Origin of the sequence: Corynebacterium sp. P3-F1, assembly GCF_030503635.1 — a bacterium.
Taxonomy (GTDB): domain Bacteria; phylum Actinomycetota; class Actinomycetes; order Mycobacteriales; family Mycobacteriaceae; genus Corynebacterium.
Genome location: NZ_CP129965.1, coordinates 2,018,322 through 2,038,092, shown reverse-complemented (window position 1 = coordinate 2,038,092; position 19,771 = coordinate 2,018,322). Strand labels below are relative to the sequence as shown.

Annotated in this window: 18 protein-coding genes; 12 read left to right on the top strand and 6 right to left on the bottom strand. The window is 63.1% G+C overall.

The window, feature by feature from the left end; translation table 11 throughout:
* Positions 1–115 precede the first annotated feature (115 nt).
* The gene (gene typA / locus QYQ98_RS09720) at positions 116–2,032 is read right to left on the bottom strand and encodes a translational GTPase TypA (RefSeq protein ID WP_302006657.1); all 1,917 of its coding nucleotides are present in this window, start codon (positions 2,030–2,032) and stop codon (positions 116–118) included.
* A 294-nt stretch (positions 2,033–2,326) separates the two neighbouring features.
* On the opposite strand from typA, the gene QYQ98_RS09715 reads away from it, so the two are divergent.
* Entirely contained in the window at positions 2,327–3,031 is a 705-nt protein-coding gene (locus QYQ98_RS09715; RefSeq protein WP_302006655.1) for a hypothetical protein, read from the top strand.
* A gap of 61 nt (positions 3,032–3,092) precedes the next feature.
* Positions 3,093–3,659 (top strand): DUF402 domain-containing protein, encoded by a 567-nt coding sequence (locus tag QYQ98_RS09710; protein WP_302007760.1) that lies wholly within the window; start codon positions 3,093–3,095, stop codon positions 3,657–3,659.
* A 26-nt stretch (positions 3,660–3,685) separates the two neighbouring features.
* Here the strand turns inward: QYQ98_RS09710 and QYQ98_RS09705 are convergent, their stop codons facing one another.
* Positions 3,686–4,063, bottom strand: coding sequence for a DUF2218 domain-containing protein (locus QYQ98_RS09705; RefSeq protein ID WP_302006654.1), 378 nt, complete (start codon positions 4,061–4,063; stop codon positions 3,686–3,688).
* Positions 4,064–4,139: 76 nt separating this feature from the next.
* Here QYQ98_RS09705 and QYQ98_RS09700 point away from each other — a divergent pair, with 76 nt between their 5' ends.
* Positions 4,140–5,051 (top strand): DUF808 domain-containing protein, encoded by a 912-nt coding sequence (locus tag QYQ98_RS09700; RefSeq protein WP_302006653.1) that lies wholly within the window; start codon positions 4,140–4,142, stop codon positions 5,049–5,051.
* 11 nt (positions 5,052–5,062) lie between these two features.
* Complete coding sequence (locus QYQ98_RS09695; protein WP_302006652.1) at positions 5,063–6,181, top strand: hypothetical protein; 1,119 nt, start codon at positions 5,063–5,065, stop codon at positions 6,179–6,181.
* A 30-nt stretch (positions 6,182–6,211) separates the two neighbouring features.
* Here the strand turns inward: QYQ98_RS09695 and QYQ98_RS09690 are convergent, their stop codons facing one another.
* On the bottom strand, positions 6,212–6,634 hold the full coding sequence (locus QYQ98_RS09690) for a DUF4298 domain-containing protein (RefSeq protein WP_302006651.1): 423 nt from the start codon (positions 6,632–6,634) through the stop codon (positions 6,212–6,214).
* Positions 6,635–6,743: 109 nt separating this feature from the next.
* Here QYQ98_RS09690 and QYQ98_RS09685 point away from each other — a divergent pair, with 109 nt between their 5' ends.
* The 3 genes from QYQ98_RS09685 to QYQ98_RS09675 all read left to right on the top strand — a co-directional run bounded on the left by QYQ98_RS09685 (position 6,744) and on the right by QYQ98_RS09675 (position 9,827).
* Entirely contained in the window at positions 6,744–7,178 is a 435-nt protein-coding gene (locus tag QYQ98_RS09685) for a cupin domain-containing protein (protein ID WP_302006650.1), read from the top strand.
* A gap of 226 nt (positions 7,179–7,404) precedes the next feature.
* Entirely contained in the window at positions 7,405–8,874 is a 1,470-nt protein-coding gene (locus QYQ98_RS09680) for a DHA2 family efflux MFS transporter permease subunit (protein ID WP_302006649.1), read from the top strand.
* Positions 8,875–8,966: 92 nt separating this feature from the next.
* Positions 8,967–9,827, top strand: coding sequence for an SDR family oxidoreductase (locus tag QYQ98_RS09675; RefSeq protein WP_302006648.1), 861 nt, complete (start codon positions 8,967–8,969; stop codon positions 9,825–9,827).
* Between the two features lie 83 nt (positions 9,828–9,910).
* On the opposite strand, the gene QYQ98_RS09670 is transcribed toward QYQ98_RS09675, so the two are convergent.
* Together QYQ98_RS09670 and QYQ98_RS09665 are read right to left on the bottom strand one after the other, a co-directional pair.
* Positions 9,911–12,091, bottom strand: a complete 2,181-nt coding sequence (locus QYQ98_RS09670) for a YhgE/Pip domain-containing protein (protein WP_302006646.1) — start codon at positions 12,089–12,091, stop codon at positions 9,911–9,913.
* A 165-nt stretch (positions 12,092–12,256) separates the two neighbouring features.
* Positions 12,257–14,668: an ATP-dependent DNA ligase gene (locus QYQ98_RS09665; protein WP_302006645.1), complete on the bottom strand. Its 2,412-nt coding sequence runs from the start codon at positions 14,666–14,668 to the stop codon at positions 12,257–12,259.
* Positions 14,669–14,731: 63 nt separating this feature from the next.
* On the opposite strand from QYQ98_RS09665, the gene QYQ98_RS09660 reads away from it, so the two are divergent.
* The 5 genes from QYQ98_RS09660 (at position 14,732) to QYQ98_RS09640 (ending at position 19,145) form a co-directional block, all read left to right on the top strand.
* On the top strand, positions 14,732–15,697 hold the full coding sequence (locus QYQ98_RS09660) for a Ku protein (protein WP_302006644.1): 966 nt from the start codon (positions 14,732–14,734) through the stop codon (positions 15,695–15,697).
* Between the two features lie 52 nt (positions 15,698–15,749).
* On the top strand, positions 15,750–16,439 hold the full coding sequence (locus tag QYQ98_RS09655; protein WP_302006643.1) for a type 1 glutamine amidotransferase domain-containing protein: 690 nt from the start codon (positions 15,750–15,752) through the stop codon (positions 16,437–16,439).
* Between the two features lie 9 nt (positions 16,440–16,448).
* The gene (locus tag QYQ98_RS09650; RefSeq protein ID WP_302006642.1) at positions 16,449–17,540 is read left to right on the top strand and encodes a hypothetical protein; all 1,092 of its coding nucleotides are present in this window, start codon (positions 16,449–16,451) and stop codon (positions 17,538–17,540) included.
* Positions 17,541–17,765: 225 nt separating this feature from the next.
* The gene (locus QYQ98_RS09645) at positions 17,766–18,398 is read left to right on the top strand and encodes a hypothetical protein (protein WP_302006641.1); all 633 of its coding nucleotides are present in this window, start codon (positions 17,766–17,768) and stop codon (positions 18,396–18,398) included.
* Between the two features lie 69 nt (positions 18,399–18,467).
* On the top strand, positions 18,468–19,145 hold the full coding sequence (locus QYQ98_RS09640; protein ID WP_302006640.1) for a YoaK family protein: 678 nt from the start codon (positions 18,468–18,470) through the stop codon (positions 19,143–19,145).
* Here the strand turns inward: QYQ98_RS09640 and QYQ98_RS09635 are convergent, their stop codons facing one another.
* Positions 19,146–19,706, bottom strand: coding sequence for a DUF1707 domain-containing protein (locus tag QYQ98_RS09635; protein WP_302006639.1), 561 nt, complete (start codon positions 19,704–19,706; stop codon positions 19,146–19,148). It abuts the gene before it with no gap.
* Positions 19,707–19,771 lie beyond the last annotated feature (65 nt).

Genomic DNA, 19,771 nt, shown 5'->3' with positions numbered 1-19,771 from the left:
GTGCCGAACACGACGACAACACCCCCAGCGCGAGAACAGGAGCGAGAATTCTCGCGGCTGAAACTCTGCAACTGGGGGTGCACATGGCCACTAATGCTACTGCATAGGACGGTCCCTACTTATTCTTCTGCTTCGCGCGGGAGCGGGCGCGACCGCGTTCGGTGGCGTTGAGAACGACCTTGCGCACACGCATGACATCGGGCGTGACCTCGACGCACTCATCGTCATCGCAGAACTCGATGGCCTCGTCCAAGGAGAGGCTCTTCGCCTTCGCCAACGTGACCGTGGCATCCGCGGTGGCGGAGCGCATGTTGGTCAGCTTCTTCTCCTTGGTGATGTTGATGTCCATGTCCTCGTCGCGGTTGTTCGCGCCGACGACCATGCCTTCGTACGTCTCCGCGCCGGGCTCGACGAAGAAGTCGCCGCGGTCGGCGAGCTGCGTGAGGGCGTAGGCAGTGACCTGGCCGGAGCGGTCGGCCACGAGAGAACCGGTCGGGCGGCCCTTAATCTCGCCGGCCCACGGGCGGTGCTCGATGGAGTAGGAGTTGGCGATGCCGGCACCGCGCGTCTCAGTCAGGAAGGTCGTGCGGAAGCCGATGAGGCCGCGGGACGGGACATCGAATTCCATGCGGACCCAGTCGCCGGAGCCGGCGTTGCCCATCGCAGTCATCTGGCCCTTGCGGTTGGCCATCAGCTGGGTGACGGCACCCTGGTGCTCGGCCGGGGTATCAATGACCATGTGGTCGTACGGCTCGTACGTCTTGCCGTCGACCTCCTTGGTCACCACCTGCGGCTTGCCCACGGTCAGCTCGAAGCCTTCGCGGCGCATCGTCTCGATGAGGACGGTCAGGGCCATCTCGCCACGGCCCTGCACCTCCCACGCGTCGGGGCGCTCGGTAGGCAGAACCTTGATGGAAACGTTACCGATGAGCTCTTGGTCGAGGCGCGCCTTGACCATGCGGGCGGTGAGCTTGTCGCCGCCGCCGCGGCCGGCCATCGGCGAGGTGTTCACGCCGATGGTCATGGAGATCGCCGGGTCGTCAATCTTGATGCGCTCACGCGCCTCGACGTTGTCGGGGTCGCACAGGGTATCGCCGATCATGATCTCGTCGATGCCGGAGACGGCGGCGATGTCGCCGGCGACAACCTCACCCTGTGCGGGGACGCGCTCGAGTCCTTCGGTAACCAGCAGTTCAGCGATCTTAACGTTCTTGACGTGCTGCTCCCCCTCGGCATCGTAGTGGACCCACGCGACGTTATCGCCCTTCTTCACCGAGCCGCGGTATACGCGGATGAGGGCGATACGGCCGAGGAAGGAGGAGGAGTCGAGATTGGTTACCTGGGCCTGGAACGGTGCATCGATATCCGCGGACGGCTCGGGCAGGACGTCGTAGATGACGTCGAAGAGGGGCTGCAGGTCCTCATTGTCCGGTAGCTCGCCGTTGCCCGGGTTGTTGAAGGAGGCGCGGCCCGCACGTCCGGAGGCGTAGAGCACCGGGAGCTCGAGAAGGTTCTCCGCTGCCTCGGCGGCCTCCGGGTCCTCCAGTGAGGCACCGAGCTCCAGAAGCAGGTCCTGGGCTTCTTCCACGACCTCGTCGATGCGCGCGTCGGGGCGGTCAGTCTTGTTCACACAAATGATCACCGGCTTCTTCGCCGCGAGCGCCTTGCCCAGGACGAAGCGGGTCTGCGGCAAAGGTCCCTCGGATGCGTCGATCAGCAGGACGACACCGTCGACCATGGACAGGCCGCGCTCGACCTCGCCGCCGAAGTCCGCGTGGCCCGGGGTGTCAATGACGTTGATGACCAAGTCGCTGCCGTCCTTGCCGGCACCCGCACGGCGGATGGAGGTGTTCTTGGCCAAAATGGTGATTCCGCGCTCGGACTCGAGGTCGCCGGAATCCATGACGCGGTCTGCAACCTCGCCGTGATCGCCGAATGCGCCGGACTGCTCCAGCATGCCGTTGACGAGAGTGGTCTTGCCGTGGTCGACGTGGGCGACGATGGCGACGTTACGGAACTCAGGGTGCGACACTTCTACGTCTGCTCCTTTAGATAGGCGTACTACGCGCGGGGCGCAGTTGAACGGTTAAACCCTACTCCCATAGGGGCGTGCGTGCGATACCGAAAATACACGTTCCTCGCGCGCTCCCCTGATTCCACGGATTGGCGTCGACCATCCATCTCGCAGAGCACCCAATGTCCAGAGTCACTACTTGACCACACGCGCGTTTACAGAAAAACGTGAGATCGATGTTGCAGATGGGCCCAAAGTCGCATATGTTGCAGATGTTGTAATGTTATTTTCCCGCAACAAAGGATACTTTCCTTGAAGATAGCACCACTCAACCGCACTGCAGTCATGCCCGCAGCCCTGTCGGCAGCGCTCGCCGCCGGCGCTCTCGCCACCCCCACTCCCGCCCAGGCCGCACCTGCCCCCGCACCGCTGTCTGCTGCATCCTCAGCGCTCATCGACCCGCTCGGCCGTCCTACACCACAGGTGCAGAGAGCAGTCACGGATTTTGCCAACCGCCCCGGCATGCCCGCGCAGGCCCGGGACGCCCTCCTTGGCGGCCTGGCATTCCTCACCGGCTCAGGCGGGCAGTCCGGCGGCCCGGCATTGCCTGCTAATGCCCCCGGTTTCCGCCAGGGATTCTGGCCCACTATCTCCCCCAACTGCATGGGCCCGGGCATGAACTCGACTGGCTCGGTCATCGCCGTGCCCGGCCCCGCACGCGTCCCGGTTCCCGCCCCGAAGTCCGGCCAGACCACGTTCGTTTTCACCGCGTTGGGCACGCAAGCAGCGGCACGCAACCAAGGAGCAATGCGTGTCCACTGGATCAACCTCGCCACATTCCGCACGGGCGTAACACCGCTCTATAACAACGGGATAAACCCAACAGGACCGGCAACGCTCTCCAACGTCGCCTCCACGGGTTCCGGACTCGTGCTGGCGGTAGTGGAGGGCGCCGTCAACACCGGAGGCCGCAGCTGCGGATTCGCACCGACGGCGCTGAGCGTGACGGTCAAATAACCGGCGAAAGGTTGGCAGGAATCCCATGAACAAGCAGTTCGACGAACGGCAGGTGAACGACATGACCGCGAACCAGGCGGGGCGCACAGATCTTCCCGATCTCCACCCGGTGAAGCAAGAGACGTTCGACACCACGTCGAACACCAACACAGACCCAAAGGGATTCCTCCGGGACGTCGACACATTCCGGGTCACCGACTTCGGCCTCTACATGGCGCGTGGCGCGAACCACCCGAAATTCGGATATTTGGAAAGCTGGCTGCTGCCAAAGCTGAATCTTCGCGCCAACATCTTCCATTTCCGCGAGGGTGTGGATGTGGAGCAGGACTACTACTTCGACATCGCGGAGATCGAAGTCGAGGGCGAAGTCTGGCGCACGCGCGACCTGTACGTGGACCTCGTCGCAGTCCAGGGTGAGGCGGTCGACGTGCTCGACATCGATGAACTCGCCGCAGCGACCTCCGCTGGACTCATCTCCGCCGAAGAGGCGGAAAAGGCGATCGACGCAACGCTCAACGCCGTCGAAGGCATTACGCGCCACGACGATGACGCGATGGAATGGCTCCGTGCTCAGGACATCGAATTGACCTGGGCCGAGGAAGTCGAACTCACCCCGGCAGCCTCCTAAAGCCACGAAGCAGCTAGACAGCGCTTTCAGTCAAGCCGTCGTAGCTCTTTGCGCGTGAACCTCGCGCGGTCGCGATTGCCCCGGGTAAACTCCACCACCACATCTTGGTCGGCAGCAAGGTAAATCAGGCGCGTCGCCAGCTCGCGTTCGACATTCTCCACGGCAGTCTCCGGTCCCTCAACGCTGAGCATGAGTACCCCCTCGGTGCCGATGACATCGCATGTCGCGGCGCCGCAACCTGGGGTGCCCACAGTGCCATCCGCAGGAAATGTGAAGGTGCCTTTGGAGGTTTCGGGGTCCCACGCAGCGTCGATAAGCCGCCCGTAATGGCTGGCCAACAACTTCCCGTAACGTGCGGGACGGTCGATGCGCACACGCGCAGTCGAGGTCACGGTTTCTGGCATGGCCCACACCCTACCCAAGCGCTGCGTTCGCATTAGTATTTGTTGTTCGAAACACCCCCGACAGAAAGGTCCGCACATGGCCGGAGGTCTCCTCGCACTGCTTGACGATGTCGCCCTCATCGCCAAATCCGCCGCCTCCAGCATGGACGATGTTGCGGCGATGACTGCCAAAACTTCGGCCAAAGCTGCCGGTGTCGTGATTGATGATGCGGCAGTGACTCCGCAGTATGTCACCGGCGTCTCTCCCGCGCGCGAACTGCCGATCATTTGGAAAATCACGAAGGGCTCGCTGCGCAATAAGCTGCTGATCATCCTGCCGATCGCGCTGCTGCTCAACGCGGTTGCACCCTGGGCGTTGGTCCCGATCCTCATGATCGGCGGCACATACCTCTGCTTCGAAGGCGCGGAGAAGATCGCTGAGAAGCTCCTCCATGACGAAAGCGAGCAGCAGGACCGCGCCGTCAACCGCGACCAAGAAAGCGAAGATTCGCTAGTCAAGCGCGCTGTCACGACAGATCTCATTTTGTCGGCGGAGATCATGATCATCTCTCTCGATGAGGTCGCGGACCAGCCGTTCACGACGGAGTTCTTGGTACTCGTTGCCGTGGCCCTCTTCATCACCGCGGCCGTCTACGGAGCTGTCGCTCTGCTGGTCAAGGTCGACGACATCGGCCTCCGGATGATCGAGCGAGGCAACACCCCTGGGCTAGGCAAAGCCCTGGTGAAGGGGATGCCAGTAGTGCTGAAGATCATCGGCATCGTGGGCACCGTGGCCATGCTGTGGGTCGGTGGACACTTGATCATCCGCGGCCTCGCCGAGGTCTTCGGTTGGCATTGGCCCCATGATGTTCTGGCAGAGGCCTCCGACGCTGTCGGCGGTGGCGCCCTGGGCTGGCTCGTCGACACCGCCGGATCGACCGTAATGGGACTTATCGTGGGCTTCGCCGTCCTCGGTGTCGTCTCCGGGATCCGTAAATTCGCGCGCTAGAGTCGAGGGCCATGGAACCACTGCCCCGCTACCCTCTCGCCCCGACCGCCCCCGGCGGCGGAACCGAGCTCAGCGTGGGCGACCTTGTGGCGGCAACTTTGTTCGAGCACGCCGGGGCACCGACCCCCGACGATCCATTGCAGACGAGCGTGGAGCTTGAGCCTGACCCACTTTCCGGACAATGGAAGGTGCGGTGGCCCGCAGCTCACGGCGGGATCATCGGCTCCATCAGCGCCGATGATCGAGCACACTACCGCTGCGTCGATACCCTCCACGGCGCCGGTCTCGTGCCCACCGCGCACGCGGTGATATCGTTCGACCCGCTCACCGCCACACACCACGTCGCCGTCCAACTGGCCCCCTCAACGATGTGCGTCCCACGGAACAATCTCCTGCCCGGCGCACTGCTACTCCCCGGAACTGCGCCGGGAGAAGCCCCTGTTTACGTCCACGTCGCCGACGGCGAGTTCACCGCCGCGGAGACCATGCTCATGTCACCGGGCCAGTGGCTCGTGGGGCTGTACCTGCACGGACACACTGTCGTGGTTACATGCGGCGGCCGCGTTCTGGGCACCCTCGACGAACACCAGGCTGGCCCTGTGCGGGCGAAAATCGCTGCACTGTTTGCACAGGGGTCCGACGTGAAAGCGCGCGCATGGGCTGTCGACGGATCGATCAGCGTCGACGTCACCCGCGCCCCCGGCACGTTCCCGGTGCGCACTCTGCCGCAGTTGCCGCTGCCGGAAGGCCCCGAGATTGAGCTTCCCACGGCAGAAATCTTCCAATTCTCTGACGGTTCCATCGCTGTCACCGTGGACCTCGCTCACGCTATCGACCCCAAGGACTGGGTTCAGCCGCTCCCCGGCGGACGAACCATCGCGCCGGTCACCGCCGAACCGGAGCCCGCCGAGGACTCCCCGACGCAATACTTCCCCGCGTTCTTGGACTTCAACCCGTCCCGCACCGACGACGGCGACACCGCCGCCAGCGAGACCTACCTCACCGAGGTGGAAAAGGTCCAGCTCCGCCGAGCCCGCCGGGATGCCCAGGCCCCCAAACACGCCCCCAAGCACAGCAAAGACGACATCGCCGAGCAGGAGTACACCGGCCGTCACCGCCGGGATAATTAGCGAGGGCCTGGTGAAACTCGGTAGCTCTAGTTAGGGCTCGTCGATGATCGCCACGTCGGCACCGGGATCCAGACCATCCACGAGCTCTTCGTCGGTGGGAGTGGTGCCGGGATCGACCTTCGGGTCGTTGTCCGCCTCATATTCGCACACGATACGGTTGGCGGTCGCCGCGATTTCCTTCATGGACTCGTAGAAACGGCCCATCTCGTTCCACACACCGTCCTCCGACAGTACGCCGAACTGTGCCTCAGGGAAGTCCCTGACATCGTCACGCCACATGCTTTCGTAATAGGCGATGAGTTTCGCCATCGCGTCCCAATCGTCCGCGAGACGCTCGGGGATTTCCTCCCAGCGGTCGTTGGCCTCGGCGAAATGCTCGAGGCGTGCGTCGTTGTCGACTATCCGCTCCGGAATATCGTCAGCTCCGGGGAAATCTGGCTCGCCTGTGCTCATGCCGTCACTCTACTCCGGCTCAGCCCCTATGTGGGGTTATGAACCGACAACTTGCCAGCGGAAATCTCGGTATATTGGGGGTATCTAATCCCGAGTTTGAGGAGGAGACATGGCAGCACAAATCGGTAACGACCACGGACCGAACCCGTACGTCGTCGATATTGAGAAGGCCACGCTCGACAACGAGGCATTCCGCGACACGCTGTGGACCGGACCTAACCTGCAGCTGACCGTCATGACTATTCCGGCCGGCGGCGAGATCGGCGCTGAGATCCACGACGATCACGACCAGTTCCTGCGCCTTGAGGCTGGCGAGCTGCGCGCCCAGATCGGGCCGAGCGAGGATGACCTCGAGGTCGACGAAGTCATTGGCGCCGACTGGGCAGCCTTCGTACCTGCCGGCAAGTGGCACAACTTCGTCAACGAGTCCGACGCACCCGCGAAGCTCTACTCCATCTACGCTCCGCCGGAGCACAAGCCAGGCACCCGCCACGAAACCAAGGCGGACGCGGACAAGGACCCGCAAGAAACGGACGGCGTTTAAACCGCACTCTATGAACCTGGCTTAACGAGTTTTTTGTCTCGCTGGACCGAGTGACCACCGGCCCTTCCCGTTTCATACGGGGAGGGCCGGTTTTCATTGACAACACACCAAGCTGACAACCCACGCCAAGAGAGAACTGAAGCAAACTGAATGAGAAAGATGGACGAAACCGTAGCCAGCGGGTAGATTTCCGGCGTTGGCCCACGTCCCCTCCGAAAGGCGCACTATGACACAGGAACAAGTCGACGGTGCGGATAAGACTGTCCAGTCTGCACAGGGTTCTCCGTGGCCGGCGCTCTGGTCGATGATGATCGGCTTCTTCATGATCCTGGTGGATTCCACGATCGTGGCGGTGGCCATCCCGGCCATCGCGGAAAGCCTGCACGCCACCTACAACGACGTGATCTGGGTGAACAGCGCGTACCTTCTCGCGTACGCGGTGCCATTGCTCATCACGGGCCGATTGGGCGACCGGTTCGGGCCGCGCCGGATGTACCTGCTCGGCTTGGTCGTCTTCACCGCCTCGTCGTTGGCGTGCGGCCTGGCCGGTTCTGTCGGAGTGCTCATCGCGGCGCGCGCTTTTCAGGGACTGGGCGGTGCGATGCTTACCCCGCAGACGATGTCGCTGATGATCCGCACGTTCTCCCCCACCCAACGCGGCAGTGCCATGGGTGTGTGGGGCGCCGTAGCCGGCGTGGCCACGATTGTCGGCCCACTGCTCGGCGGGGTGTTCGTGGACCTCGGCGGCTGGGAATGGATCTTCATCGTCAACGTCCCCTTCGGCATCATCGGCCTCATCCTGGCGTGGAAGTACGTGCCCAGATTGGAGCTCAACGCCCGCCACTTCGATTGGCTCGGAGTAGCGCTGTCCGCGCTGGGCATGTTCTGCCTCATCTTCGGTATCCAAGAGGGCTCGAATTTCAACTGGGACGGCCGCGCCATCGGGCTCATCGCCGTGGGTGTGTTTTTCATCGCCATTTTCATCGTGTGGCAGTCCCGCACCACACGGGACGCCCTCGTGCCGTTGTCCCTGTTCGCGGACCGGAATTTCGCGCTCGCCTCTGCGGCCATCACCACCGTCGGATTCGCGGTGTCCACGTTCGCAATACCGTGGATGATCTACGTCCAGCGCGTCCAGGAATTCAGCCCAACGCGCGCTGCTCTGCTCATTCTTCCGTCGGGGCTTGTGTCCGGGGCGCTCTCTGGATTCGTGGGCAGGAGGACCAACACGCATGATCCGAAGCCGTACGCGATCGCGGGGTTGGCGGTGACGTCGATAAGCATTTTCGCGTCGGCGTTTATCACCAACCCGCAGCACAGTCCGTACTGGATGCTGCTCATCAGCATCTTCTACGGTGTGGGCAACTCGCTGATCTGGGGTCCGCTATCCATGATTGCCACGCGCAACCTCGACCCTGCGCTCGCTGGTGCGGGGTCAAGCGTGTACAACACCGTGCGCCAGGTCGGCGCTGTGATCGGCTCCGCGACGGTGGCGGCTGCGATGTCTGCCCAGTTGAATTCACGTCTCGGCGGCGGCGAGGCAAGCCGGTCCGAGACGGGTCCGCTTCCTGATTTCCTCCATGAGCCGTTCGCAGCGGCGATGAGCCATGCGCTGCTGCTGCCCGCTGGCGTTCTGGTACTCGGGGTCATTATGGCCACAATGTTCGCGCGCACCCGCACGTGGAGCGACGGGTAGAGCCGTGGAAATCGAGTTCTTTTACGTCTTAGCCCTCATTTTATTGGTTTTTTGAGCCACGCAACATGAACGCGGGGCCTATGGTTGTTTCTATGTGGAATCCATTCGCCAAACCATTTCATGAAGACACCAACGAGACCCCTTATGTGAAGCCAGACGACTTCACCACCAACCCCGCTGCTCGCCCTGCCGCGTTCATCACCGGCGGTGCCAGCGGCATCGGCAAAGCTACCGCGCAACGCCTGCTCAACCTCGGTTGGACCGTCGGCGCTTACGATATCCAGGAAGTCACCTGGGGCACCGCCGACATCCCGGACGGCCAGCTGATCACCGGGCACCTCGATGTCACGGACCGCGAGGAATGGGACAATGCCCTGGCGGATTTCACCGCGCACACCGGCGGGCGCCTGGACTTCCTGTTCAACAACGCCGGCATCATCATCGACGGACTGCTCACCGAGCAGGACCCCGAGAAGATCCGCACGCTCGTGGACATCAACTGCCTCGGCGTCACCTTCGGCGCGCAGGCCGCGCACCCCTATCTCAAGGCGACGAAGGACGCCGTCATGATCAACATGAGCTCCGCGTCCGCGATCTTCGGCCAACCGGAGATTTCCACCTACTCCGCGACGAAGTTCTACGTCAACGGAATCACGGAGGCGCTCAGCGTCGAATGGCGTAACGACGACATCCGCGTCCACGACCTCATGCCCCTCTGGGCAGCTACCCAGGTGGCCAACGTGAAGGCCCAGTCCGTCAAGACGATGGGTGTGAACCTCACCCCGGGCGATGTCGCCGACGAAGCAGTGCGTGTCCTGACTACCAAGGCGCCCTGGAGCCGGTGGGTCCCCCACTACGCCGTCAGCCTCACCGACCGCGTGCTGAAGTGGATGCGTAAACCGTTCCCAGACCCGATCGCCCAGTTGCTCATGCGCTTCGTGGCTACCTGGTAGCTAGCTGGCACACAGTAGAACGGCCCGAGGATCTTCCTCGGGCCGTTCTTCGGTCTCCGCGGGACATGAGACCCCGCGGGCGACTAACGGGAGAACACTGATTCCAGCGGCTCTTCACCTTCCCGCATCTCACGCTCAAACTTCTTGCGCTGCAGCGCATTCTCGTTTGGGTCCTCGATGAACAGGGCGTTCCGGCGGGCATCATAAATGAGGATGGATGCGCCGACGGCGAGAAGGGAGAACAGCGCCAGGACACCGATGCCCGTCCAGAACGTGCTGTCGTAGATGCCGTCGACGGAGCGGACAAACAGGTTGCGGGCGTGGCTCATCGGGTGCAGCGGGTTCATGAATGCCAACGGGGCAGGCAGCGTCGACAGCGGCCACACCGCACCGGAGACAAACAGGCCCAGGGCGAAGAATCCGATGTTGAACATTGCGCCGACCGCCCGGCCGAAGAGAATGCGGAAGAACTGGAAGATCGACGTGCCGGCGATATCGATCAGCAGGAGGGCCCCGCCGATGACGAACCAGTTCTCCGGGCGCCACCCCAGCGTGATGGACACGAAGGCGAGCAGCGCAGTGAGCGCGACGTTGATTCCCAGCATGGTCGCCCAGGCACTGAAGACGGGACCGACTGCACCGGATGCCTTGTGGCGGCGGCCGATGGCGTGCGGGAGCAGAATGGACACGACCGCCATCAGCAGGAAGTTGATCACGATCAGTCCAAGGATGGAGAAGCCGCTGGAGGGTTCCTTCTGCGTCGGGTTCGCCGGGTCGACAACAACCTGGGTCGGGTGCAGGTTGGCTTCGTCGAAGATGATCGGCACTGCGATTTGGTCGGAAGACTTCTCCATGTTCTTGACTTGCGGGGCCTGCTTCGCGCCGTCGGCAAGCTTCGTGGACAGTTCCTCCGAGCCGTCCTTCAACTGATTGATGCCGTCTTCGAGCTGACCGCCGCCGTCGACAAGCTGGGTGGTGCCGTCAGTCAGGCGCGCGGTGCCGTCGTTCAGGCGGGTCGCACCGTCGTTCAGCTGGTTCGCGCCGTCTTGGAGGCGCGCGGTACCGTCGGTCAGCTGGTTTGTGCCGTCGACCAACTGGTTCGAACCATCGATCAGGCGGTTGAGGCCGTTGCGGTACGGCATATTCGGATCGGACAGGTTGGCGTACAGTTCACCCGTGCCGTCGCGCAGACGGTTCAGATCGCTGACCACGTTCTGCGGGTTACCCGGGTCAAGCTGCCCGACGATGCCCGCGAGCTTTTCCGCCTCCGCATTCAAACCGAACTGGCGCAGGATATCCACGATGGGGAGGAGCTGGGTGACGCCGCCCTGCACATTTTCCAACAGTGGAATGAGCATGCCGGTCAGCTTGTCCACGCCCTCGTCGATCTGGCGGGCGCCGTCAGCGAGCTGGTCGGTGCCGTCCTCAAGCTGGTACAAGCCGTCGTTGAGCTGCTTTGCGCCGTCGTCCAGGCGCAGGGAGCCGTCGCGCAGTTCGCCGACTCCCGAGTTCAATTCGGTGGTTCCGTCGACGAGCTGCCCCGTGCCGTCGTGAAGCTCGTGCGCGCCGTCGTCGAGCTGGTTGATGCCGTCGACCGCGCGCTCGCCGCCTTCCTTGAGCCGACCGACACCGTCGTCGAGCTGCTGTGAACCGTCGGCCGCGGCCCGGATGCCGTCGCCGAGCTGGTTGAGGCCGCCCAGGACCTGTTCAGCGTAGGTTCTGGCCACTTCGGCCTTGACCTCGGCCTGAATCTGCGGAACGAGACCCGCAGTGAGCACGGCACCGTTCGTGCCGTTGTAGTCGTTGAAGTCGACGAGGATGTTGGCCTGCTTCGGCTCCGGGTCAATCACGGTGACCACATTCGCGGAGAAGTCCTCCGGAATGGTCACGGTGAACAGGTAGCGCCCCTTGAGCAGGCCATCACGGGCTTCATCCGCGCTGACCTCAGTGAAGTCAAGGTAGTCTTTGCTGGTCAAGCCTTCGACGACGTCGGCGCCGAATTCCTCGAGCCCAGCTCCTTCACCGCGGTCGACTCCCTTGTCGTTGTTGACCACAGCGAGCTTGGTTTCAGGCACGGACCCGGAGGGGTCCCACATCGCCCACATGAACAGGCCCGCGAACAGCAGCGGAAAAACCAGCGCCAAGATGATGAGCGTGCGGGCGACTGCGGAGAACGGCCGCCACATCAGCAGGCGTTCCAGCGGCCTCAGCGCCCTTCCTCCGCGGGTTGTGCGCGAGCTGCCAGTAGTGATTTTCGTGCTCAACAGGTGCCCCATTCCTCGTGTCGTGGTGTACCCCGTGCCGCGCCTTTAGCCCGGAACACAACGGGTTTGAGACGTGACGCAGATTACTTTGTAGAGGAATATAGTACGGCTGGAACGCGAAATCAGGATTTTCTTCGCATTGCCCCGATAATTTCCCGATTCTTATCACCTGAGTTCTTCTGTCCAGAGCACCTGCGCTGGGTCTTTATCGTCGCGCCAACCGCGCCACACTGCGTGGCGCACCTTCCCGTCGCGCGTTCGACCAGCCAGCGCCACTTCACCGACTAATTCCGGAGCAACCCACCACACACCCTTGCGGTCCTCGCGCGGCACATCGCTTATCGACGGCTCCCCCACCTCCTTTTCCCTCAACCTCTTCTCCATCGCCTGCAATTGCTTGGCGCCGAACCCCGTACCCACCCGCCCGGCATAGGTGAGCTGCCCCGTCGCCTCATCGGGCACCGCCAGCAACAGCGAACCGATGCCGCCGGATCGGCTACCTTTTCCTTCGCGGACGCCGACAACCACGACTTCTTGGTGGATCTGAAATTTCATTTTCAGCCATGCCGAGCCGCGTTTTCCGGGGAGGTAGACCGAGCCGAACCGTTTAGCCACAACGCCTTCGAGCTTGAGCTCGCGGCTGACAGCCGCCGCTTCTTCGAGCGTGCCCGCGTGCGCCGGAGGCACCGACACATGCTCGCCCTCGAGCACCGAGTCGCGGAGGATCTCCCGGCGCTCCTCGTAGGCGGTCCGCATCAGCGACCTGCTCTCGGCGCCCGGCGCGCCCGCGGACAAAATGTCGAAGACCATGTAGCGGATCTCCACTGATTCCGGATCCACCTCGCCAGCATTCACAGCCTGCAATAAACCGAAATCGGGGCGGCCGTTCCCGTCGAGCGCGACCACTTCCCCGTCCACGACTGCCCCGCCGGGAATGAGCTGCGCCAGTTCTTGCAACTGCGGAAAGCGTTCGGTGTAGTCCTTGCCGTTGCGGCTGGACAAGACCACCTTTCCACCGCCCACTCCCGCGATAATCCGGTACCCGTCCCACTTCATCTCAAAGGCCCACTTCTCGCCGTCTTTCCTGCTTAAGCGAATATCCGCTTCTTTGCCGGTACTGGCGAGCATCGGTTCCGGTAGATCCGCGAGGGTGAATGCGGCTCTCTCACCGGAGGGGGCCGCAGGAATCTCCGGCTGGTCCTTCATGAATTTCATGAGCCACTGGTTGTCCGCCTTGTCACCCCGGCCTCCGCCCATGCCTGCAGTGCGAATCATCGCGTACCTGCGCGGCACTCCTCCGAGTCCGCCTCTGGGCTGTCCGTGCAGCACCGCGATGACCTCTTTGGCGTCGCGCCATTTCTCCACCTCGATGGTGCCTGTGTCCCAGATGTCTACTTCGCCCGCGCCGTACTCCCCCGTCGGGATCGTGCCCGAGAACGTGGCGTACTCAATCGGGTGATCTTCCGTCTGCACCGCCAACCGGTTCGTGTCCGGGTCCAGCGGCGGCCCCTTGGGCACGGCCCAGGACACCAGCACACCCTCGCGTTCAAAGCGGACATCCCAATGCAGGGAGGAGGCGTGGTGCTCCTGGATGACAAAGATTGGATCGCCTTCGGTACGCGCCCGCGGTGAGACAGCGGGCACCGGCTCGGCGGTCTTGGAGGGATCGCGCATGGAACGGTACGTCGACAAGCGATCGTTCTCCTCGGCGAGCCCGAGCGGCGCGATCGGGTCCGTCCCCTGCGCCACCCGATGGAGCACCTCTGTGTACTCGAGCTGGCGCAGCTTCGGGTCATTCAGCTCAGCCCATGTGCGCGGCGCCGCCACGGTCGGGTGCTCCCGGCCACGGAGAGAATACGGTGCGACCGTGGTCTTCTTGCCGTTGTTCTGGCTCCAGTCGATGAAGACCTTCCCGGCGCGCTGCTGTTTCTTCATCACCGAGGTGACCGTATCCGGGTTGTCTGCTTCCAGTGCGCGGGCGAGCTCTTTGGCTACCGCCGCCACTTGCTCAGCGGTGCTCGCCCCGTCGAGGGCGGCGTACAGGTGGATACCCTTCGACCCGGACGTGACCGGAACAGATTCCATGCCCATTCCATCGAGAATGTCCTTGCACCAGCGCGCCACCTCCGCGCATTCTGCTAGCCCCACGCCCGGCCCCGGGTCGAGGTCGAGCACCAGCCGGTCCGGATTGTCCGGGTAGCCGTGCTCCCCGAAACGCCACTGCGGGGTATGCAGTTCGAGTGCAGCCACCTGCGCGAACCATGCCAGCACCGCCGGCTCCTCCGCCAACGGGTACCGGTTCGTCGACTCTTTGTGCGCGAGAATCCCGAACGGGAGCCAGTCCGGCGCGGAACTCTCAAGGTCCTTCCGGAAGAACGATTCCCCCTCCACCCCGTCCGGGAAACGCTTGCGCGTCACTGGGCGTCGCGCCACCTGCGGGATGAGCACATCGGCAACCTCGAGGTAGTACTGCATCACGTCGGCCTTCGTGGTGCCCGTTGCCGGATAGAGCACTTTGTCCAAGTTCGTCACCGACAGCGTGCGCCCGCCGACGGAGTACTCGTTCTTCTTCGCCATCGCAGCACCCACCTCCCTCCTAGCCGCCCCATCCACTGCGCGCACACCACGTACACTGCGGTCATGCGCGCAATCTGGAGCGGATCCATTACTTTCGGCCTTGTCAACGTTCCCGTCAAAGCCTACGGAGCAACCGAAGACCACGACATCTCTTTCCATCAGGTCCACGACGAAGACGGCGGCCGCATCCGCTACGAGCGGCGCTGCGAGGTGTGCGGGGAGGTCGTCGAGTACAGCGACATCGACAAAGCCTTCGAAGAAGACGGGGACACCGTCGTGCTCACCGACAAGGATTTCGACGCGCTCCCCGAGGCCGACAACAACGAGATCGAGGTCGTCCAGTTCGTTCCCGCGGACCAGGTCGACCCGATCATGATGGAGAAGTCCTACTACCTCGAACCGGAGGGCAAGACCCCGAAGTCCTACCTGCTCCTACGCGAGACCCTCAAAGAAACGGACCGCACAGCGATCGTGAAATTCGCCCTGCGCCAAAAGACACGCCTGGGCGCGCTGCACGTGCGCGACAATGTCCTCGTCCTGCAGGGCATGCACTGGGCCGACGAGGTCCGCGACGTCGACTTCAAGGGCGCGAACTCGAAAGCGAAGATCGGCAAGAAGGAGCTCGAGCTCTCCTCCACACTCGTGGAGCAATACTCCTCCGACTTCACGCCCGAGGAGTTCGAGGATGACTACCAGATTGAGCTGCGCAAGCTTATCGACGCCAAATTCAAACAGGGCGACACCCTCGACACCGAAGAGACCTTTGGTGAGAAATCCGGGTCAAAGAAGAACTCCGACGACGACGGCGAAGGTGCCGATGTGGTCGACCTCATGGCCGCACTGAAAGCATCGCTCGGCCGCACATCCCGCGGCACCGACGATTCCAAGAAGTCGGCGAAGAAGACCGCCAAGAAAACCGCAAAGAAGACGGCCAATAAGACAGCGAAAAAGTCAGCCAAGAAAACAGCTAAGAAGTCCACAAAGAAAACCAGTAAGAAGGCGAGCCAGAAGACCTCGAAGAGCGCTTAGCCCCGGATAAGTAAATCCCATCAACCCAGCGGGAAGCCTATGGTGGGGCGGTATGAAGGTACTAGCTATTTCCACCAGCGCCAGCCGTTACGAGAAGACCGGGCACCGCACCGGCATGTGGCTGGGCGAATACACCCACTTCTACGATGTGCTCATTGAAGCTGGCCACGACGTGACTCTGGCCAGCATCACAGGCGGGGAGGTCCCCATCGACCCGGTGAGCCTCCAGCCGCCGGTGATCAACCTGGGCGGCACTTCGAAGCGGTACCAGGACCGCGAATTCATGTCGCAGCTCGACGACACCCCGGCTGTCGCCGACCTCAACGCCAGCGATTACGATGCCGTCTACCTCATCGGCGGCCACGGCACCCTGTTCGATTTCGACGATCCGGCTCTGAAGACGCTTCTCGCCGACTTCGCCGAAAGCGGGGCAATTGTCTCCGCGGTGTGCCACGGTCCGGCCGGTCTGCTCGATGTGCCGCTCCCTTCGGGCGACACACTGCTGTCCGGCAAGAAGGCCACCGGATACACCTGGGCAGAAGAGAAGCTCGCGCGCCGCGCCGACGCCGTTCCTTACTCCCTGGAAGACAAGCTCGAGGCGGAGGCCTGCGAGTACACCACCGCGAAAATTCCCATGACCGAGCACGTGGTCACCGACGGCACACTCGTGACCGGACAGAACCCAATGTCCGCCGCTAGCGTGGGCAAGGAAGTGGTCAGGCTGCTCGCCGAACGCCGCTAACTCGTCCGCATGAAGATGAAGTACTACTTCGGCGCCGACACGGCCCGGAAGTTGGGTGACCAGCTGGGCATCGACGGCACCGAGTACGCGGCCTGGGTTGCTCCCCGCGTCGACGACTTAGAGATCAAGGACCGGGTCGGGGTGTTCGCTGCCGGCCTGCGCGACCGGCTCCCGGGAGACTATGCGGAGGCGGTTGCGGGGGTCGTCGATAAGCTCGGCCCCGAACTCGCGGAGGGCGAAGGATACTTCAACCACGCGTTCCACTTGTGGCCCGTGAGCCGTTTCATTGAGGACTACGGGCTCGAGCACCCCGAGACCTCCCTCGACGCTACCGAGGCACTGACCCGCGCGTTCACCGGCGAATGGGCCGTGCGTCCGTTCCTTGCGCGCTACCCGGAGATGACTATGGCGCGCGTGGAGGAATGGTCGCGCTCGGCGAACCACAATGTGCGCCGCTTATCCACGGAGGGCATCCGCCCCCGTCTCCCCTGGGCCCCCGTTCACCGCCCGTTTATGGACGACCCCTCGCCGATCGTTCCAGTGCTTGACCGCTTGTTCGCCGACGGGTCCGTCTACGTGCGCACCTCTGTGGCCAATAACCTGAACGATATTGGGCGCACCCACCCCGAACTTGCGGTCGCCACCGCCGAACGTTGGCTAGCCACCGACGACTCCCCCGCAGTCGCCTGGGTCGCGGAACGGGGGCTGCGCGGTTTGGTGAAAAAGGGCGACCCGAAAGCCCTCGCCGCCGTCGGATTCGCCGCCACCGACGCCGTTGAACTGGTCTCCGTCGACTTCCCGGCGCGGGTGACCGTCGGTGACAAAGCTCCGTTGCGCGCCCGCGTCGTGAACGCCTCCGACCAGGCACTCGACATTCTCGTGGACTACCGCCTGCACTTCCTGAAGAAGAACGGCGATCTGCGTCCCACGTCATTTCGCCTCGGCCGATTCACCCTCGCACCCGGGGAGGAACGCGACCTGGTCAAGCGTCACTCGTTCGCTGTCACCAGCACCCGAACTTTCTACCCCGGCACGCAGGCTGTCTCTGTCGTGGTCAACGGTGCCGAGAGCGAGCCGATCCCCTTCGAGCTCGTAGGGTGAGCCCGTTTGCAGATGTCACCCGGCGCGCGCCCGTCTCGCCCCGGCGGGCCCCGGGCGTCGCGTGGATCTACTTTCACTTTGGCTGGGACCTGCTCGACAAACCCCAGGTCATTTTTTGTCAACGCGGCAACGACGCAATCTAAATCCACAGCCCTCAGCACACTGGCGTGCAACTAGCCTTAACCGACCTCTCCGGTGTGTCTGAATCGTGCTATTTTGAGCAGCATGACTTCCCGACGCCGTGCCACGCGTTTTACCAGCGTCATCACCGGCGCCTCCCTGCTTCTCGCAGCCTGCGGCGGCAATGAATCCACAGAGGTCCCCCAGGCCGCGCCGGATGAACCTGCCGGCGATGTCGAGATCGTCACCGTCACGCAGTACAACGACGGAACCGTTCTCGGCCCCGACGACGAAGTCGAGGGAGCGGGCGACGAGGACGAACCCGAGGCCGTCGACGAGGACACCCAGGATGAAGAGCTGAGCGACCTCGCGCCGGGAGAGTTTGAATACATCGGCACTGTGGAAAAACAGACGACCGAAGAGGTCCTGAAGGGCGCGCCGGACCCGAACCCGAGCTCCAGCAAGCCGTCGGACAGGTACTACGTGCTCGTGCTCGATGAGCCCACCGAAATCTCTGCGCAGAAGGCGGGCCCCGAGCCCTACACCCAAGTCAACGAGATCATCGCCCTCGGAGATAACGGCAGCTACTTCGATTCGGGCGAGCGGTGGGAGCCGTACGTGGGTAAGCGCGTCCGATTGATCGTCGACAAGGAAGACGTGTCCTACGCCTCCGACACCAGCCTGCCGCTCGGCGCGATCCGTTTGAGGGAAGATCGCGGCAGGGTCGAAGAGCTCTAGGGCCAGCGCTGTCGTCGATAAGCGTGCGACGTCCGCAACTTTCATGGCCGCGTGTTATAGCTTGAGCGCATGAAGGGCTACCGCACGGGCGAGCACCTCCTCGCCGTCTACTTGTCGTCGATCACCGGGTTCATTGACGCGCTCGGCTTTATGTACCTTGGCGGCTTCTTCCTGTCATTCATGTCGGGCAACACCACGCGACTCACGGCGGCGCTTAACGACGGCCACCTTGACGTCGCCGCCAAAGCCGGCGGCCTTATGCTTCTCTTCTTGGTCGGGGTCGCGATCGGTGCGCTGATCAGCCAACTCGGGCAACGGTATTTGCCGCCCACTCGGACACGTGAAGCAATTTTGTTGTTTGTCTGCCTCACCTCCGCGATCGCGTCCGTGTGGGTGGCGACGGGGCATGAAGACTTGGCGGTATACAGCTTGTCGTTCACCGTCGGTGCCATGAACTCCACCTTCGAGCGCAACGGCGAAGTGTCTATCTCCTTGACGTACATGACCGGCACCCTGGTGAAGATGGCGCAGCGCTTCGTCGCTGCTTTCTTTGGCGGTCCTCACAGCGCGTGGCTGATCAACTTCGCTCTGTGGCTCTCCCTTGCGTGCGGCGCGCTGATCGGCGGCCGCTGTTATCTCCAATTCGGTCTGTATTCGGTGTGGGTGGTCACGGCTCTGCTAGTCGGGGGCACTGTCGCCGCGTTGGCTAACCGCCACAGGCGCCGCTCCCGTGGACTGCCCGTCTAGTTATTTACCCAGCTCCTTGCGCCGCTCATGAGCAATGCGCAGGCGTTCCGCACGTTCCTTGTTCCGCTCCTCCAGAATTTCGTCGAGCAGATCGTCTTCGTCTTCCCCGATGTCGTAGAACTCGTACAGGCCCCACGTGAGCACACCGGCCACCGGGAAAACCGCCCAGAAGAGGTCCCACTCGAAGACGAACAGACCGAGGAAGAACGCCGCCATCGTGACCGACCACAATATCCCGAGTGCGCGGTTCAACTTCCTCTTGCGTTCCAACACTTCCTCGAGTTCACGGTCCGCCCCTGATAAATCGGGGTCGTGCTCGACCGCCTGGCCCTGCTCGATGCGTGCGGGCACGGGAGCTGTGGGCGAGCCGCCGCCCGGCAAGTCTCCAAACAACGCCGACAGGTCCGACTGGGTGCGCGCAGTCGCTGCCTGACCGGTGCGCTCCTCGAATTCGTGGACCGTGAGATAGCCGTTGGCGAAGTGCTCCCCCAAGCGATCCAGCGCCTCCGTGCGCTCCGGATCCCCGACGCGGATCTTGGACGAATCGAACTGCTCAGACACGAACTGCAGGGCCTTTCTATCGCGGTGTCGAGCCTGGCGCGGGACCAAGCGTCATTTCACAAACT

What these genes read in the sequence shown, in the direction of transcription:
- QYQ98_RS09700 (WP_302006653.1), top strand. Translation starts at nt 4,140, where the DNA reads ATGGCCGGAGGTCTCCTCGCACTGCTTGACGATGTCGCCCTCATCGCC.
- QYQ98_RS09660 (WP_302006644.1), top strand. Translation starts at nt 14,732, where the DNA reads ATGCGCGCAATCTGGAGCGGATCCATTACTTTCGGCCTTGTCAACGTT.
- QYQ98_RS09650 (WP_302006642.1), top strand. Translation starts at nt 16,449, where the DNA reads ATGAAGATGAAGTACTACTTCGGCGCCGACACGGCCCGGAAGTTGGGT.
- QYQ98_RS09675 (WP_302006648.1), top strand. Translation starts at nt 8,967, where the DNA reads ATGTGGAATCCATTCGCCAAACCATTTCATGAAGACACCAACGAGACC.
- QYQ98_RS09665 (WP_302006645.1), bottom strand. Translation starts at nt 14,668, where the DNA reads ATGGCGAAGAAGAACGAGTACTCCGTCGGCGGGCGCACGCTGTCGGTG.
- QYQ98_RS09685 (WP_302006650.1), top strand. Translation starts at nt 6,744, where the DNA reads ATGGCAGCACAAATCGGTAACGACCACGGACCGAACCCGTACGTCGTC.
- QYQ98_RS09655 (WP_302006643.1), top strand. Translation starts at nt 15,750, where the DNA reads ATGAAGGTACTAGCTATTTCCACCAGCGCCAGCCGTTACGAGAAGACC.
- QYQ98_RS09710 (WP_302007760.1), top strand. Translation starts at nt 3,093, where the DNA reads ATGACCGCGAACCAGGCGGGGCGCACAGATCTTCCCGATCTCCACCCG.
- QYQ98_RS09680 (WP_302006649.1), top strand. Translation starts at nt 7,405, where the DNA reads ATGACACAGGAACAAGTCGACGGTGCGGATAAGACTGTCCAGTCTGCA.
- QYQ98_RS09705 (WP_302006654.1), bottom strand. Translation starts at nt 4,063, where the DNA reads ATGCCAGAAACCGTGACCTCGACTGCGCGTGTGCGCATCGACCGTCCC.
- QYQ98_RS09695 (WP_302006652.1), top strand. Translation starts at nt 5,063, where the DNA reads ATGGAACCACTGCCCCGCTACCCTCTCGCCCCGACCGCCCCCGGCGGC.
- QYQ98_RS09690 (WP_302006651.1), bottom strand. Translation starts at nt 6,634, where the DNA reads ATGAGCACAGGCGAGCCAGATTTCCCCGGAGCTGACGATATTCCGGAG.
- QYQ98_RS09645 (WP_302006641.1), top strand. Translation starts at nt 17,766, where the DNA reads ATGACTTCCCGACGCCGTGCCACGCGTTTTACCAGCGTCATCACCGGC.
- QYQ98_RS09640 (WP_302006640.1), top strand. Translation starts at nt 18,468, where the DNA reads ATGAAGGGCTACCGCACGGGCGAGCACCTCCTCGCCGTCTACTTGTCG.